General features: G+C 63.6%; 13 protein-coding genes. 9 read left to right on the top strand and 4 right to left on the bottom strand.

Annotation, left to right across the window (positions count from 1 at the left end; all coding sequences use genetic code 11):
• Positions 1–247: 247 nt before the first annotated feature.
• On the top strand, positions 248–1,780 hold the full coding sequence (locus FJ938_RS18655; protein ID WP_140696160.1) for a DHA2 family efflux MFS transporter permease subunit: 1,533 nt from the start codon (positions 248–250) through the stop codon (positions 1,778–1,780).
• Between the two features lie 259 nt (positions 1,781–2,039).
• Here FJ938_RS18655 and FJ938_RS18650 read toward each other — a convergent pair whose 3' ends face one another.
• Complete coding sequence (locus tag FJ938_RS18650; RefSeq protein ID WP_140696156.1) at positions 2,040–2,552, bottom strand: CAP domain-containing protein; 513 nt, start codon at positions 2,550–2,552, stop codon at positions 2,040–2,042.
• Between the two features lie 191 nt (positions 2,553–2,743).
• Here FJ938_RS18650 and FJ938_RS18645 point away from each other — a divergent pair, with 191 nt between their 5' ends.
• On the top strand, positions 2,744–3,568 hold the full coding sequence (locus FJ938_RS18645) for a DUF2189 domain-containing protein (protein ID WP_140696153.1): 825 nt from the start codon (positions 2,744–2,746) through the stop codon (positions 3,566–3,568).
• A gap of 7 nt (positions 3,569–3,575) precedes the next feature.
• Here FJ938_RS18645 and FJ938_RS18640 read toward each other — a convergent pair whose 3' ends face one another.
• Entirely contained in the window at positions 3,576–4,208 is a 633-nt protein-coding gene (locus FJ938_RS18640; protein WP_140696150.1) for a LysE family translocator, read from the bottom strand.
• Positions 4,209–4,626: 418 nt separating this feature from the next.
• Here FJ938_RS18640 and FJ938_RS18635 point away from each other — a divergent pair, with 418 nt between their 5' ends.
• Positions 4,627–5,487 (top strand): TIGR01459 family HAD-type hydrolase, encoded by an 861-nt coding sequence (locus FJ938_RS18635; protein WP_140696147.1) that lies wholly within the window; start codon positions 4,627–4,629, stop codon positions 5,485–5,487.
• A gap of 6 nt (positions 5,488–5,493) precedes the next feature.
• Positions 5,494–6,474, top strand: coding sequence for a bifunctional riboflavin kinase/FAD synthetase (locus FJ938_RS18630; protein ID WP_140696144.1), 981 nt, complete (start codon positions 5,494–5,496; stop codon positions 6,472–6,474).
• A gap of 90 nt (positions 6,475–6,564) precedes the next feature.
• On the opposite strand, the gene FJ938_RS18625 is transcribed toward FJ938_RS18630, so the two are convergent.
• Positions 6,565–7,119 carry an HdeD family acid-resistance protein gene (locus FJ938_RS18625; protein ID WP_140696141.1) on the bottom strand — a complete coding sequence of 185 codons (555 nt, stop codon included), beginning with the start codon at positions 7,117–7,119 and terminating at the stop codon, positions 6,565–6,567.
• A 185-nt stretch (positions 7,120–7,304) separates the two neighbouring features.
• Between FJ938_RS18625 and FJ938_RS18620 the strand changes: the two genes are divergently transcribed.
• The 3 genes from FJ938_RS18620 (at position 7,305) to FJ938_RS18610 (ending at position 12,320) form a co-directional block, all read left to right on the top strand.
• Positions 7,305–8,117, top strand: coding sequence for a MipA/OmpV family protein (locus tag FJ938_RS18620; protein WP_140611276.1), 813 nt, complete (start codon positions 7,305–7,307; stop codon positions 8,115–8,117).
• 284 nt (positions 8,118–8,401) lie between these two features.
• A complete protein-coding gene (gene ileS / locus FJ938_RS18615; RefSeq protein ID WP_140696138.1) occupies positions 8,402–11,392 on the top strand; it encodes an isoleucine--tRNA ligase in 2,991 nt (996 codons plus the stop codon).
• Between the two features lie 247 nt (positions 11,393–11,639).
• Positions 11,640–12,320: a hypothetical protein gene (locus FJ938_RS18610; RefSeq protein ID WP_140696135.1), complete on the top strand. Its 681-nt coding sequence runs from the start codon at positions 11,640–11,642 to the stop codon at positions 12,318–12,320.
• 41 nt (positions 12,321–12,361) lie between these two features.
• On the opposite strand, the gene FJ938_RS18605 is transcribed toward FJ938_RS18610, so the two are convergent.
• Positions 12,362–12,811: a nucleoside deaminase gene (locus FJ938_RS18605; protein ID WP_140696132.1), complete on the bottom strand. Its 450-nt coding sequence runs from the start codon at positions 12,809–12,811 to the stop codon at positions 12,362–12,364.
• Between the two features lie 180 nt (positions 12,812–12,991).
• Between FJ938_RS18605 and FJ938_RS18600 the strand changes: the two genes are divergently transcribed.
• Both FJ938_RS18600 and rsmD read left to right on the top strand, forming a co-directional pair.
• Complete coding sequence (locus FJ938_RS18600) at positions 12,992–14,977, top strand: pseudouridine synthase (protein ID WP_140696130.1); 1,986 nt, start codon at positions 12,992–12,994, stop codon at positions 14,975–14,977.
• The gene (rsmD, locus tag FJ938_RS18595) at positions 14,974–15,528 is read left to right on the top strand and encodes a 16S rRNA (guanine(966)-N(2))-methyltransferase RsmD (RefSeq protein ID WP_140696127.1); all 555 of its coding nucleotides are present in this window, start codon (positions 14,974–14,976) and stop codon (positions 15,526–15,528) included. Before FJ938_RS18600 ends, rsmD begins: the two co-directional genes overlap by 4 nt.
• The last annotated feature ends 104 nt before the right edge of the window (positions 15,529–15,632 follow it).

Genomic DNA, 15,632 nt, shown 5'->3' with positions numbered 1-15,632 from the left:
GGAGGAGCGGGAAGGACCAGTGCCTGGTTCGAGCCGCGTCGTGGTTTGGCCGACACCTGAAATCTTCGACACCGCCCCGTCGGTCCTCATGTTTCCGGGCGGCAGGCATCCGCTCACTCGAGACTTTCGGTCGATGTAACCCCCACATCGATAATCGCGTCCCACCGCGATGAAGGTCTCTCAGGGAAGGCCTTGCCGCCCGGAAACCCTGTGTACACGTTTTTGTTACCTGCTGGAAGTTGCGCGCATGAGCACGCCCGAACCCTTCAAAGAAGTGCCGCATCGCGGCCTGATCACGGTCGCGCTCATGCTGGCGACGATCATGCAGGCGCTCGACACGACCATCGCCAATGTCGCGCTGCCGACGATGACCGGCGATCTCGGCGCCTCCCCGGACAACATAAACTGGGTGCTGACCTCCTATATCGTGGCCGCCGCCATCATGACGCCGGTCACCGGCTGGCTTGCCGATCGCTTCGGCCGCAAGGAATTGTTCCTGACGGCGGTGGTCGGCTTCACCATCTTCTCCATGCTGTGCGGCCTGGCGTGGAGCCTGGAAACCATGGTGCTTTTCCGGCTGATGCAAGGGGTGTTCGGCGCCGCGATCGTGCCGCTGTCGCAGACCTTCCTGCTCGACATCAATCCCAAGGAACGTCACGGCCAGGCAATGGCCATCTGGGGCGCCGGCATCATGCTGGGGCCGATCCTTGGTCCGACGCTGGGCGGCTGGCTGACCGAGAACTTCAACTGGCGCTGGGTGTTCTTCATCAACCTGCCGGTCGGCATCGTCGCCTTCCTTGGCATGGCCGCCTATTTGCCGGTCGTTGCCCGGCGCGTGCGCAGCTTCGATTTCTTCGGCTTTGCCATGATATCGCTCGGCGTCGGCGCGCTGCAGCTGCTGCTCGACCGCGGTGGCGAGGTCGACTGGTTTTCCTCGGTCGAGATCTGGATCGAGCTGGGGCTTTCGATCACCGGCTTCTGGGTGTTCATCATTCACACGGTCACATCGGAACATCCCTTCATCGATCCGAAGATTTTCCTCGACCGCAATTTCGTGACCGGGCTGGCGTTCATCTTCGTCATGGGTGTGCTGATTTTGGCTTCCATGTCGCTGCTGCCGCCGATGCTGTCCACCATCTTCGGCTATCCGACCGTCACCATCGGCATCGTCATGGGACCACGCGGCGTCGGCACGATGATTTCGATGCTCGCCGTTGGACGGATCATGGGCAAGATCGACGCCAGAATTCTCGTCGTCATCGGTTTTCTCCTGACCGCCCAGTCGCTCTACACCATGGCCAGCTTCACGCCGCAGATGGACAACTGGCTGATCATCAGCTCCGGGGTGATCCAGGGCCTGGGCATGGGAATGGTATTCGTGCCGCTGTCGACGGTTGCCTTCGCCACGCTCGACGCACGCTACCGCACCGACGCAACCTCGTTATTCAGCCTGGTGCGCAATCTTGGCTCGTCGATCGGCGTCTCGGTCGTGACCGTGCTGCTGGTGCGCAACACGCAGGTCAATCACGCCGAACTTTCCGCCTTCATCAGCCCGTTCAACCCCAATCTCTGGGCAGTCTCGCCGGCTGCGGCGGGTGGCGATCCAATGGCGCTGTCGGAGGTGGACCGCATGGTCAATCTCCAGGCCATGATGATCTCCTACGTCAACGACTTCAAAATATTGATGGTGATGACGCTGCTCGCCATCCCGTTTGTCTTCCTGCTGCGCAAGCCGACGGCCGGTCCGGCCGGCGGCGCGCCTGCAGCGCATATGGACTAGGCCCGGCGGCAGGCGGACCGACACTTTCCGGTATTCGATCCCGGGCGGTTCGAAACGCCAGCACTGACGAGAAGAAGGCGCTCGCCGTCGAAGTCGATCGCATCTGCCGCGACACTGGGTTCTGGCTGTAACCAACCACGGAATTCCGCAGGCGGTGATCGACGCGGCGTGGTCAAAGGCACGAAGCGCCGAAATACGAGCCGGTGCGCTCCGGTCCCTACCTGATGGGGAAATTCAAGGCGACGACCAAAATAGGGGCCTACCTGCCGAGAACCAGCGCCCAATAGCGCAGATTAGGATCACGTCCGTCCCGGACATAGGCAAGCCCGAAGCGGCTGAAATCCGGGTCGAGCATGTTGCGCCGGTGGCCCTGCGAATGCATCCAAATGTCGAACAGTTTTTGCTGGTCGAAGCGGCCCTCGGCGATGTTCTCGGCCGCGGCACCTCGCACTCCGTTGTCCTTCATGCGCGAAGCGAAATCCTTGCCCCAACCTGTGGTATGGCTCATGCGCTCCCGTGACGCCATGTAGCCGGCCTGCTGGAGTGCTGCTTGTTCCAGCTGTGCATCGGGAACCAGTGGCCCCAGTCCCGCGGTCGCGCGCAAGCTCGCCAGCGTGCCGGTGGCGGAGGAGGAGACCCCCGCACCTTGACCGGTCGGCACAGAAACGGTGCCGCAGGCGGCCAGCCCGGCCAAGGCCACGAGGCCGGCTGCCTTGAGCCACATGCGCCTGTTCAGGCCTGCTTGACGGATTTCGATTTTTTCAGCGGTCATGCTTGCCTGACATAGTCGCGATCATGGCTTTTACCGGGCTGGGCAATGAAAATCGCGTGAGGAGAGGCGAAATGCCGTCCATGCGGCGACAATCCCGGGAAGATCGGCTATGATGCCGGCGTTCTTGAAGTGGCAGCTACGGGCGGCCACCCTAGGCGGTGATCGCCCCCCGAGAAAAACGGAGGAAGGTTATGGCCGGCTTTCATGTCATGGCGGACGCGCGCGGAATGCATGTGCAGCCCACGGTGCGCCACATCACGACCTCCGACCTCTGGGACGCGCTGCGGCTCGGCGCAGAAGATTTCTGGGCAAAACCATCCCACTACGTGTTCCTGTGCCTGATTTACCCGATCGTCGGCCTGATCCTCACCCGGTGGTCGTCGGGCTCCAATGCCATCCAGCTCGTCTATCCCTTGATGTCGGGCTTTGCGCTGGTCGGCCCGTTCGCCGCCATCGGGCTCTACGAGATCAGCCGCCGCCGCGAGCTCGGCATGAACACCAGCTGGCGGCATGCCCTCGATGTCCGTCGCTCCCCGGCGCTGCCCTCGATCGCCGCCATCGGCATCATGCTGTTCGCCCTGTTCCTTTTGTGGCTGTTCACGGCACAGTCGATCTACACCAGCCAGTTTGGTGACCAGCCACCAGCTTCCGTCGGCGCCTTCCTGCGTGACGTTCTGACGACCAGCAAGGGCTGGACGTTGATCATCGCCGGCAATGCCGTGGGGTTTGTCTTCGCCGTGGTCGTGCTGGCCACCACCGTGATCGCCTTCCCACTGTTGCTCGACCGTGATGTCGGCGCCGTCTCGGCAATCGAGACATCGGCCCGCGCGGTGATGGCGAACCCGCTGCAGATGGCGCTGTGGGGCCTGACGGTCGCCGTGCTGCTGGTGATCGGTTCTATCCCGCTGTTTGCCGGGCTGGCCGTCGTCATGCCGATCCTGGGCCATGCTACCTGGCATCTGTACCGCAAGGTGGTCGAGCCGGCGCAGATCCGGCCGATCCGTCGGCCAATGTAGGACGCCTTCAGCGTTGCGCGTCGGTCGCCATCTTCAGCGCCAGCGCCGTCAGCACGGTTCCCATAATCCAGCGCTGAATCACCAGCCATAATGGCCGTCCAGCCAGGAAGGCGGCGATCGAGCCAGCGGTGACCGCAATGATGGCATTGACGCTGAGGCTGATCGATATCTGCGTCGCGCCGAGCACCAGAAGCTGCGACAGGACATGACCCTTGCCGGGGTTGATGAACTGCGGCAGCAGCGACAGGTAAAGGACGGCCACCTTGGGGTTGAGCAGATTGGTCATCAATCCCATGGCGAAGAGCTTGCGTGGCCTGTCCTTCGGCAGTTCGCGCACCTGGAATGGCGAGCGTCCGCCGGGCTTCACGGCCTGCCAGGCCAACCACAAGAGATAGAGCACGCCGGCAAAGCGCAGGGCGTCGTAGGCATAGGGCACGGCAAGCAGCAGCGCCGTGATGCCGAACGCGGCCGACAGCACATAGAACAGAAAGCCGACAGCGACCCCGCCAAGCGAGATCAGCCCTGCTTTTGGCCCTTGCGACAGCGAGCGCGAGATCAGGTAAATCATGTTCGGGCCTGGCGTCAGCACCATGCCGAGGCAGACCAGCGCGAAGGCGAGGTGATTGGCGGTTTCGGGCATTGTTCGTCCCCAGCGGGCCGCGCTGGATGCGCGATTTTTCCGAGCGATATGTGCCTGTCACGGCAGGCGCACGCAAGAGCTTGACGGCGACAGACGTTGTGCCAAAAAGGCCGTGTGGCTTAGAAGCGCGAATCCGACGAGCAGGACTTCAGCGCATCGATCGTCTCCTTGTCGGCCGCGTTCAACGTTGACCGGTCGAGTCCAGAATCAAGCCTCCCCTTCAAGGCTCGTTAACCAAACATCGCCCCGGTCGCGGATTTTGCCGTCAATCGAAGGCGCCGATCGGGCGGACAGGCGGCGGTTCGCGTCGATCTCCAGGCGAAAGCTGGTGACAGCATGGGCCGGTTCGGATAATTCGGACCGGCTGCGGCGAACCGTCGGCCTTGGCACTTGCAACAATTACATTGAAGGAAACGGCATGGCGGATTCGCCTGAGATCGTCGGCTCGCTCGAAGATGCGTCGAAAGCCTATTCGGCGATTCTCTGCGATGTCTGGGGCGTCGTTCACAACGGCGAATGGCATTTTCCGGCAGCCGCCGCCGCGTTGGCGAGGGCGAGGGCGGCCGGTATTCCGGTTGTCCTGATCACCAACTCGCCCCGCCGCAGCGCCGATGTCGTGGCTCAGATGAGCGTGATCGGCGTTCCCCCGTCGGCCTACGACCGTGTGGTGACGTCGGGCGACGTGACCCGCGACCTGATCGCGGAGGGCCCACGCAAAGTCTTCCACATCGGCGCTGACCGCGATTTGACCCTCTATGATGGCCTGGAGGTCGAGCTCGTCGAGGAATTCGAGGCCGCCGGCGTCGTGTGCACCGGGCTGTTCGACGACGAGGTCGAAAAGCCCGAGGACTATGCGGAACTGTTGCGGCGATTGCGCGCCAGGAACCTGCCGTTCATCTGCGCCAACCCCGATATCATGGTGGAGCGCGGCGAACGGATCATCTGGTGCGCCGGCGCCCTGGCACGCGACTATGCCCAACTCGGCGGTCGCACGTTGATCGCCGGGAAGCCCTACGCGCCGATCTATGAAGTCGCGATGAAGGAGGTGGCCGAGGTTCTCGGACGGCCAGTCGAGCGTTCGCAGGTGTTGGCCATCGGCGATGGCATCATGACCGACGTCAAGGGCGCGGCCGACAATGGCTTCGACGTTCTCTATGTCTCTGGCGGCATTCACGCCCGCGACTATGGCGACGCCTTGCGGCCGGATCCGGCAAAACTCGGGCTCTTCCTGGAACGGCACGGCTATCGTCCGGTGTCCGTCATAGCCAGACTGCAGTAGGTGACAATGGTGGCTTTCCAGCATCTTTCAGCAACCGCGCCGCTGCCCGCCGATCTGCGTGGTGGTGTCGTCGCGATCGGCAATTTCGACGGCGTCCACCGCGGCCATCAGGCGGTGCTCGAACGGGCGTTGGCCGAGGCCACGCGGCGTGGCGTGCCGGCCTTGGTGCTGACTTTCGAGCCGCATCCCCGAAAGGTTTTCAGGCCGGACATGCCGCTGTTCGTGCTGACGCCGCCGCCAATGAAAGCGCGCCTCCTGTCGTTGCTGGGCTTTGCCGCGCTCGTCGAGCAGCCCTTCACGCGGGATTTCGCTTCGCTGTCAGCGGAAGCTTTCATCACCGATGTCTTGGAGAGGACGCTCGGCATCACTCATGCCGTGACCGGCTTCGATTTCCATTTCGGCAAGGACCGGCAGGGCGGGCCGGCCTATCTCATGGCGGCCGGCGAGCGCCATGGTTTCGGCGTCACGCTTGTCGACGCCTTTCGAGACGAGGGTGCCGAGGTGGTTTCGTCAAGCCGAATCCGGGGCTTGCTGTGCGATGGCGAGATAGCCGAAGCCGCCAGTCTGCTCGGCTATCGCTTCACGGTGGAAAGCGAGATCGTGGGCGGCCAGCAGCTCGGGCGAACGCTAGGCTTTCCGACCGCGAATATGAGGCTTGCCGCGGAGGCCACTCTCAAGGAAGGAATCTATGCCGTCCGCTTTCGCCGCGCTGACGGCACGCTGCACGATGGTGTCGCGAGCTTCGGCCGCCGCCCGACCGTCGACGATAATGGCGCACCGCTTCTGGAAACCTTCGTCTTCGATTTTTCCGGCGATCTCTATGGCGAGACCTGCCAGGTGTCGTTCTTCGGCTTCCTGCGCAGCGAGATCAAGTTCGACGGGCTGGATGCACTGGTCGTACAGATGAGGCGGGACGAAGCCGAGGCTCGCGCGCTGCTTGCCGGCGTCAAGCCGCTGTCCAGTCTGGACGCGGCAGTGGCGTTTTAAGGCATGATCCCGAAACCCGGTGCCGGCTTTCGGCCGGGATCACCGTCTTTCGGCATCGGGCTTCGCTTGAAGGACTGCGCAGACGAGACCTTACTTTTTCAGCGCAAGGCCGACCGCGATGAAGGTCCAGCCCTGGAAGATCAGGTCGATCGCCAGGAACATGCCGAGCACCCACAGGCTGTTGACCGGCCAGCCCATGGCGATGATCAGGCCCGCAAGCACGCTGATGACACCGGCCGCGACGATCCAGCCCCAGCCGCTTTCCGGGCGGTGGCTGTAGCCGACCCAGGCGCGCAGCGCGCCGGAAGCGACAAGCGCAACGGCCAGCAGGAAGGTCAGCACCGCAGAGGCCAGCAACGGATTGTCGAAAGCGAAAAATCCGGCCACCGCATAAAGCAGTCCGCTGAGCAGCCAGTAGAAGAAGCGGCCCCAGGTCTTCACACCGAAGGCATGCATGATCTCGATGATGCCGGCCACCAGCATCAGCCATCCCACGACATAGACGGAAGCCACCGTGGCGATGAACAGATTGCCGAAGGCGATGCCGCCGAGGATCAGCAGCACCACGCCCAGACCGACAAACCATCCCCACTTGTCTCGCGTCTGGCCGATCGCGTTCTTCAGTGTATCGCCGTGCAAAGTCATGTCGCCACCTCCGTTGAGGTCTGCCAGTATGCGACGAAGTTAGCTTCGGTGCCAGTCCACCGCCAACCGGTGGCGCCGATGGTGCAGGGCAATGCGGGCCGGATGTCTCGCCCTTAAATCAAATTTTACCAAAGCCTCGTCAAAGCTGTCGCCGCAGGATAGTTGTATCGTGTAGTGGAGTGGTCATGAGTCCGGTCGGGAAGATTTCGGTAGCTTTGGCCACCATCATGCTGGCGACGTCAGGCGCGGCCGAGGCCGGCGACGGCGCTTTTGGCTGGCTGTCCGGCGACTGGTATCTCACGGTCGGCGCCACGGGCCTGGTCGCGCCGAATTTCGAGGGCGGCAAGAAATACATGCTCAGCGCCCAGCCCATCATCTCCTTGGGCAAGGCGGGTCCCGCGGTACGCTTCACGTCGCGCAACGACAACATTTCGCTGGCGCTTATCGATGATGGCGGCGTTCGCGCCGGCCTGACCGGCAAATTCCTGTTCTCACGCGATGACAGCGATGCCGACGAGCTCAAAGGCCTCGATCCGGTCCGCTGGGGCGGCGAAGTCGGCGGCTTCTTCGAATTTTATCCGACGGACTGGATGCGCGCGCGCGCCGAATTGCGGCATGGCATCCGTGCTCACAACGGCTTTGTCGCCGATATCGCAGCCGACGCCTTCTACGATGTGACGCCAACGGTCAGGATTTCGGGCGGGCCGCGGGTGTCCTTTGCCTCGGCCAAATATTTCGACGCCTATTACGGCGTCGACGCGCAGGAAGCCGTGGCCTCGGGCCTGAGCCAATATAATCCTGGCGGCGGCCTTAAATCCGTCGGCCTCGGCGGCGCGGTGACCTGGAAGGTGACCGATCCGATGACGGCCAGCCTGTTCGGCGAATATTCGCGCTTGAAAGGTCCGGCGGCCGATTCCAGCCTAGTCAGGGAGCGCGGCGACCGCAACCAGTTCATGGTCGGCGTGTCGACGACCTATCGCTTCGACTTCAAGATGTAAGCGAATCGAACGAGACGCTTTATTCCTGCGCCTATCTCCGCTAAAAGCCGACCAATGACGAGCTTTTCGCGCCTTCACGCGCCGAGGATACGAATTACCAGCCCGGTGTTCCTGGCGGCCTGAAGGCTGTCGGAGCCGCCGGGAATCTTGCGCGCGACCCGTCGCGCTTTTCCAGATCATCAAGGCATGTCGCCCAAAAGTGGCCCCGGTTTTGGGAAAACGACAGGCGCGGAAGTAAAATCAACGCCGCAGGCCGCATGGCCCGGCACGCACATGGCAGACCAATGACCGACGAAACACTGGACACCGCGACGATCGACTATTCCAAAACGCTTTACCTGCCGCAGACGGATTTCCCGATGCGCGCCGGCTTACCCGAGAAGGAGCCGGTGCTGGTCAAGCGCTGGCAGGATATGGACCTCTACCGCAAGCTGCGCGACAGCTCTGCCGGCCGCGAGAAGTACGTGCTGCATGACGGCCCCCCCTACGCCAACGGCAACATCCATATCGGCCACGCGCTGAACAAGATCCTCAAGGACGTCGTCACCCGCTCGTTCCAGATGCGCGGCTACGACTCGAACTACGTGCCGGGCTGGGACTGCCACGGCCTGCCGATCGAATGGAAGATCGAGGAGCAGTATCGCGCCAAGGGCAAGAACAAGGACGAGGTGCCGATCAACGAGTTCCGCAAGGAATGCCGGGATTTCGCCGCGCACTGGATCAACGTTCAGGGGACGGAATTCCAGCGGCTTGGCGTCGTCGGTGATTTCAAGAACCCCTATACGACCATGGCTTTCCACGCCGAGGCGCGCATCGCCGGCGAGCTGCTGAAATTTGCCATGTCGGGCCAGCTCTATCGCGGCTCCAAGCCGGTGATGTGGAGCGTTGTCGAGCGCACGGCACTCGCCGAGGCGGAGATCGAATACCAGGACTATGAGTCCGACACGATCTGGGTGAAATTTCCGGTGGCCAATCTTGTCGTCGCCAGCGTCGTCGACGGCCAGCCGGCCGAATTCGATCCCGACCTGAGCGGTCGGTCGCTGGACCTGCTGGATGCTCATGTCGTCATCTGGACGACGACGCCATGGACCATCCCGGGCAATCGCGCCGTCAGCTATTCGCCGCGCGTCGCCTACGGCCTCTACGAAGTGACGGCCGCCGAAAACGCCTTTGGCCCGCAGCCGGGCGAGAAGCTGATCTTTGCCGATGCGCTGGCCGAGGAAAGTCAGGCCAAGGCCAAGATCACCCTGAATCGCCTTCATGGCGTTTCGGCCGAACAGCTTGGAAGTCTTGTGCTTTCGCATCCCTTCAAGGGTCTCGGCGGCGGCTACGAATTCCAGGTGCCGCTGGTTGCCGGCGATCATGTCACCGACGATGCCGGCACCGGCTTCGTGCACACGGCGCCCGGCCACGGACGTGAGGATTTTGACGCCTGGATGGATGCGGCGCCGGACCTTCGCCAGCGCGGTATCGACACGGTCATCCCCTTCACGGTCGACGATGCCGGCTTCTTCACCAAGGACGCGCCGGGGTTCGGCCCCGACCGCGAGGGCGGGCCCGCGCGCGTCATTGACGACAATGGCAAGAAGGGCAACGCCAACCAGGCGGTCATCGACGAGCTGATCAAGCGCAACGCGCTGTTTGCGCGCGGCCGCCTGAAGCACAGCTATCCGCATTCCTGGCGCTCGAAAAAGCCGGTGATCTTCCGCAACACGCCGCAATGGTTCGTCTACATGGACAAGGATCTCGGCGACGGCACGACGCTGCGCAGCCGCGCGCTGAAGGCCATCGACGACACCCGCTTCGTGCCGCCCGCCGGCCAGAACCGCATCCGCGCCATGGTCGAGGAACGCCCGGATTGGGTGCTCTCGCGCCAGCGTGCCTGGGGCGTTCCGATCGCCGTCTTCGCCGACGCGGACGGCAATGTGCTCAGGGATGACGCCGTCAACCAGCGCATCATGGATGCCTTCGAGAACGAGGGCGCCGACGCCTGGTTCGCCGCCGGCGCCAAGGAGCGTTTCCTCGGCAATCACGACGCCTCCAAATGGAAGCAGGTGATGGACATCCTCGACGTCTGGTTCGATTCGGGCTCGACGCACGTCTTCACGCTGGAGGACCGTCCTGATCTCAAATGGCCTGCCGACGTCTATCTCGAAGGCTCCGACCAGCATCGCGGCTGGTTCCACTCCTCGCTGCTCGAAAGCTGCGGCACAAGGGGCAGGGCGCCTTACGACACTGTCGTCACCCATGGCTTCACCATGGACGAGGACGGGCGCAAGATGTCGAAATCGCTCGGCAACACCGTCGTGCCGCAGGACGTCATCAAACAGTCCGGCGCCGACATCCTGCGGCTCTGGGTGGTGACTACGGATTATTGGGAAGACCAGCGGCTTGGCAAGAACGTGCTGCAGACCAACATCGACGCCTACCGCAAGCTGCGCAACACCATTCGCTGGATGCTGGGCACGCTCGCCCATGACGATGGCGAGACCGTGCCGCTGGAAGAGATGCCGGAGCTGGAACGGCTGATGCTGCATCGGCTGTCCGAGCTCGACGAGGTGGTGCGTCAGGGCTACGACGCCTTCGAGTTCAAGCGTATCACCCGCGCGCTGCTCGATTTTATGGTGGTCGAACTGTCGGCCTTCTATTTCGACATCCGCAAGGACGCGCTCTACTGCGAGGCGCCGTCGAGCGTGAAGCGCCAGGCCTCGATACAGGTGGTGCGTCATCTCTTCGATTGCCTGGTGAAATGGCTGGCGCCGATGCTGCCCTTCACCATGGAAGAAGCCTGGCTCGACCGTCATCCCGATGCGGTGTCGGTGCATCTCGACCAGTTCCCGGAAGTTCCGACGGATTGGAAGAATGAGGCGCTGGCGGAGAAATGGCGCAAGGTGCGGCAGGTGCGCCGCGTCGTCACCGGCGCGCTCGAGATCGCGCGTGCCCGGAAGGTGATCGGCTCCTCGCTTGAGGCCGTGCCTGTCGTGACGATCAACGACGCTGGGCTCGAGGCGGCGATATCGGACATCGATATGGCCGAGATGGCGATCACCAGTGATCTCGTGATTGCCCATGGCCAGGCGCCGGAAGGCGCTTTCACGCTCGACGACGTCAAGGGCGTCGCCGTGGTCGTCGAGAAGGCCGAGGACCGCGGCCTGGTCAAATGCGCGCGTTCCTGGCGCTACACGGCCGATGTCGGGCAGGATCCCGCCTTTCCTGGCGTCTCGGCGCGCGACGCCGCGGTGCTGCATGAGCTGAAAGCGATCGGTAGACTCTGATGCATGTCGCCCAAGAGTATGTAGCGGTTTGGGACAACGACACGCATGCAGCCAAAAAAAGGTGCACAAATGCCACGCTGGGCGATGCAAATCCGCCCGCGCGTTGCCCTTAACGAGTGGTTGAGGTAAACACGCGAAACTCCGGAAGACAAATTGTCGCCGGATTTCCGTCGCAAGTGCGTGGACGATGGGGACCGGACCCGGGCCGGTGACGATCGAGAGGCTGTCTAGAGTGGGACTTTTTGGCATGACCGTGAGATACAATGCGCGCCTCGCGCTGCTGGCGCCGATTGTCGCATCGGGCTTTGCTCTGGCCGGCTGCGTCGGCTCCCCGACCTACGGCACCGACAAGACCGCCGGCGAACAATTGGCCGGCGATCTATCGAGCGCCTTTTCCATCGCGCCGAAGCACAAGGACCAGATCGATTATAAGCCGCGTCCCACATTGGTGAAGCCGGCGCCTGGCCAGAAGGGCGCGCTGCCGGCTCCGCAGGACAGCATCGAAACGGCAAGTGCTCAATGGCCCGAATCGCCCGAGCAGCGCCGTGCACGTCTGCGTGCCGACGCCACCGCTCATCAGGATGATCCCTCTTACCAGTCGCAGATCGTTGACGACGTACAGACGGATCCCGCATCTGTGAAAAAGGCGATGGAAGATTCTGGCTCGAGCCATCCGCCGCGCTGGACGCCCGCTGATTCCGACAAGGGCCGCGCTGCCGAAATCCAGCGCCGTCTTGCCGAAAGCAAGCAGGGCGACCCGAACACTCGCAAATATCTCAGCGAGCCGCCGGTCGCCTATCGCGTCGCCTCCGATACCGCGCCGCAAAACGAGCTTGGTGAAGACGAGTACAAGAAGGAACGCCGCCTAAGGAAAGAAGCCGAAGGCAAGAAGAGCGGTGGCTGGTTCGACTGGCTGCCGTCCCTGTAAGACTTGCAAGCTCTTTCAATGCTGAAGGGCGTTTGCGCCCCTCAATCGCGACGGTCCCGAAAAAAACCCTTCAGGAGCAAGGCTGCTTCCGTTTCACCCATACCGGGATAGACGTCCGGTATGTGGTGGCAGGTTGGCGAGGCGAAGAAGCGTACGCCATTGACCACGGCGCCGCCCTTCTCGTCGGGAGCGCCGAAGTAAAGACGGCGCAACCTGGCGAAGGAAATGGCGCCGGCGCACATGGCGCAGGGTTCCAGCGTCACATAGAGATCGTGGCCTGTGAGCCGCTCGCTGGAGAGTTTGCCACAGGCTTCGCGGATGACCAGCATCTCGGCGTGCGCCGTTGGATCGGCAAGCTCGCGGGTGCGGTTGCCGGCGCTGGCCACAATCGTACGGCCATTCGCAATGACGGCGCCGACCGGCACTTCGCCGCGCAGGGCTGCCGCTTTGGCCTCCTGCAACGCCACGGCCATGAAATCCGGCCGCTTCACGCGGTTTCCATTCCCATTATCTCCTCGCCTCCCGGCGGTGATCCTGTTATTGAGCGCATCAACCTGAAAATCGGACTCGATTTTCAGAAATGATCATGCGCCAAATCAAAGTGCTACAGCGTTCGTTGCGCGTCCGAAAGGATGCGCCACGCTGTAGCAGCGCAAACGGACAAAGGCCACATGGACGACAACGACAAGAAATCTCCGCGCCAAAAAGGCCCGGGCAAGAAACCCGCGGCTCCGCGCGGCGACAGGGGCGGCAAGCCATCGTTCGGTGCCAAGAAGCCCTATGCGCCGCGTGGCGATCGGCCGATGGCCGCTGAGGGCGAGCGCCCGAAGCGCGACTTCAAGGGCGGCGACAAGCCATTCAGCAAGGGGCCACGCCCCGCGGGCAAGCCTTATGAGAAGCGCGAAGGCCCGCGCAAGCCCTATGCGCCTCGCGGCGACCGTCCGATGGCGCCCGAAGGCGAGCGCAAGCCGTATGAGAAGCGCGAGGGGCCGCGTAAGCCCTACGCCCCACGTGGCAACCGCCCAATGGCGGCCGAAGGCGAGCGCAAGCCGTATGAGAAGCGCGAGGGGCCGCGTAAGCCCTACGCCCCACGTGGTGATCGTCCGGTTGCTGCTTCGCCGGAGGGCGGCGAAAAGCGCTTCGACCGTCCCAAGCGTGATTTCGCAGATCGTCCGAAGCGTGACTTCGCTGACCGTCCCAAGCGCGACTTCGGGAGCGACAGACCCAAGCATGATTTCAGTGACCGGTCCCAAGGTGCATCGGGCGGCGGTTTCAAGCCACGCCCGCGGCCGGCGGAAGCAACGGAAGAAGCCGGCGAGCGCATCGCCAAGCGGCTGGCGCGTGCCGGTCTCGCCTCGCGCCGCGATGCCGAGGACCTGATCGCTGCCGGCCGCGTCAAGGTCAATGGCCGGGTGCTGGCTTCGCCGGCTTTCAATGTCATGCCCGACGACATTATTCATCTCGACGGCATGGAAATTCCGCCGATCGAACGCACGCGTCTGTTCCTGTTTCACAAGCCGGCCGGCGTCGTCACCACCAACCGCGATCCCGAAGGCCGCAAGACAGTCTTCGACGTGCTGCCGGCCGAATTGCCACGGCTGATGACCATCGGCAGGCTCGACATCAACACGGAAGGCTTGCTGCTGCTTACCAACGATGGCGGTCTGTCGCGCGTGCTCGAACTGCCGGCCACCGGCTGGCTGCGCCGCTACCGCGTGCGCGTCCACGGCAAGGTCGAGGAAAGCGCGCTGGCCGGCCTGCGCGAAGGCATTGCCGTCGACGGTGTCTTCTATGGGGCCATCGAGGCCAGTCTCGACCGCGAGCAGGGCTCCAACGCCTGGCTGACGATCGGCTTGCGCGAGGGCAAGAACCGTGAGGTCAAGAACATTCTCGGTGCGCTCGGCCTCGACGTGACGCGGCTGATCCGCATTTCCTACGGACCCTTCCAGCTCGAGGATCTTCCGGAGGGCCATGTGCTGGAGATCAAGGGCCGGGTGCTGCGCGACCAGCTTGGCGAGCGGCTGGTGGAGGAATCCGGCGCGAACTTCGATGCCGAGATAACAAAGCCGTTTTCGAACAAGCCGGTGCGGCGCACCGAGGCCCGTGAAGCAGAGCCCGAGCGGCCGAAATTCACGCGTGACGGCGAGCGCCGGCCGATCGGCGAGGGCGGGTTGATCAAGAACCGCAAGCGCCGGGAAGGCAGCCGCGACGAGGCGCTCGGCAAATTGTCGACAAGTCCTGACAGAAGTTTATCGGAAAAGAGCCCTGGCGAACGCGGTCCGAGACCCGAACGCGGCGGCTTCGGCGATAAGCCGCGTGGCAGCTTTGGTGACAAGCCGCGCTTCGGTGACAAGCCTCGTGGCGGTGGTAAGAAACCCGAGCGCGAGCAGCGGCCGATTGAGCCGCCCGGCCAGCGCAAGGCCAATGTCTGGATGGCGCCGGGTGCCCGGCCGATCGGCAAGGGCAGGGCTGAGGCCGAAGCGGCCAAGGCCGCCGACGCCAAGGCGCGCAAGGCCTCGTTCAAGCCGGCCTATGGCAAGCCCGGCGGCAAACCGGTCGGTGCAAAGCCGTTCGGCAAGCCGCGTGGCGAGCGTCCGGGCGGCGCGGGTGGCGGTGAGCGTCCGCGCGGCGGTCCCAAGGGCCCCAGGACGAGATGAGGATCGTTGGCGGCGAGTTTCGCGGGCGTCCGCTGGCGACGCCCCGCAGCAGCGCCATCCGTCCGACGACCGACCGCGCCCGCGAGGCCGTCTTCAACGTGCTGGCGCATCGCTTTGCTGGTCAACTGGACGGAGTCCGCGTGCTCGATCTGTTTGCCGGGACCGGCGCCCTTGGTCTGGAGGCACTGTCACGCGGGGCATCCTATGGCGTCTTCATCGAGGAGTCGGCCGAAGGCCGTGGCCTGATCCGCGATAATGTCGAGGCCTTCGGCCTGACCGGCCGCACCAAGATCTTCCGCCGCGACGCAACCGCCCTCGGCGAGGCAGGCACGCTGGCGCCGTTCGGTCTCGTCTTCGCCGATCCGCCCTATGGCAAGGGTCTTGGCGAACGTGCCCTGCGGTCGGCCAGTGCCGGCGGCTGGCTGCGCCCCGGTGCACTGTGCGTGGTTGAGGAGACGTTGGCGGTTCCATTTGAACCCGGCCCCGGCTTTTCGGTGCTTGATGAGCGCAACTACGGCGAGACCGTCATCCGCTTCATCGAGGCTGCGTGACACGCCTGCGCCCAGCGGCGGCCTCTTTGCCGCCGCCTTTGCCGGCAACATAGCCAACAATTCACTTTGCTTGTCACAGACAGCTTGCCTATCGTCTTGCCGAG

This window comes from Mesorhizobium sp. B2-4-14, from assembly GCF_006442155.1.
Taxonomy (GTDB): domain Bacteria; phylum Pseudomonadota; class Alphaproteobacteria; order Rhizobiales; family Rhizobiaceae; genus Mesorhizobium.
Note: the sequence above shows the minus strand (reverse complement) of the source record. Positions and strands in the feature narration are given on the sequence as shown.

What these genes read in the sequence shown, in the direction of transcription:
- ileS (WP_140696138.1), top strand. Translation starts at nt 8,402, where the DNA reads ATGACCGACGAAACACTGGACACCGCGACGATCGACTATTCCAAAACG.
- FJ938_RS18610 (WP_140696135.1), top strand. Translation starts at nt 11,640, where the DNA reads ATGACCGTGAGATACAATGCGCGCCTCGCGCTGCTGGCGCCGATTGTC.
- FJ938_RS18645 (WP_140696153.1), top strand. Translation starts at nt 2,744, where the DNA reads ATGGCCGGCTTTCATGTCATGGCGGACGCGCGCGGAATGCATGTGCAG.
- FJ938_RS18655 (WP_140696160.1), top strand. Translation starts at nt 248, where the DNA reads ATGAGCACGCCCGAACCCTTCAAAGAAGTGCCGCATCGCGGCCTGATC.
- FJ938_RS18600 (WP_140696130.1), top strand. Translation starts at nt 12,992, where the DNA reads ATGGACGACAACGACAAGAAATCTCCGCGCCAAAAAGGCCCGGGCAAG.
- FJ938_RS18620 (WP_140611276.1), top strand. Translation starts at nt 7,305, where the DNA reads ATGAGTCCGGTCGGGAAGATTTCGGTAGCTTTGGCCACCATCATGCTG.
- FJ938_RS18625 (WP_140696141.1), bottom strand. Translation starts at nt 7,119, where the DNA reads ATGACTTTGCACGGCGATACACTGAAGAACGCGATCGGCCAGACGCGA.
- FJ938_RS18640 (WP_140696150.1), bottom strand. Translation starts at nt 4,208, where the DNA reads ATGCCCGAAACCGCCAATCACCTCGCCTTCGCGCTGGTCTGCCTCGGC.
- rsmD (WP_140696127.1), top strand. Translation starts at nt 14,974, where the DNA reads ATGAGGATCGTTGGCGGCGAGTTTCGCGGGCGTCCGCTGGCGACGCCC.
- FJ938_RS18635 (WP_140696147.1), top strand. Translation starts at nt 4,627, where the DNA reads ATGGCGGATTCGCCTGAGATCGTCGGCTCGCTCGAAGATGCGTCGAAA.
- FJ938_RS18650 (WP_140696156.1), bottom strand. Translation starts at nt 2,552, where the DNA reads ATGACCGCTGAAAAAATCGAAATCCGTCAAGCAGGCCTGAACAGGCGC.
- FJ938_RS18630 (WP_140696144.1), top strand. Translation starts at nt 5,494, where the DNA reads ATGGTGGCTTTCCAGCATCTTTCAGCAACCGCGCCGCTGCCCGCCGAT.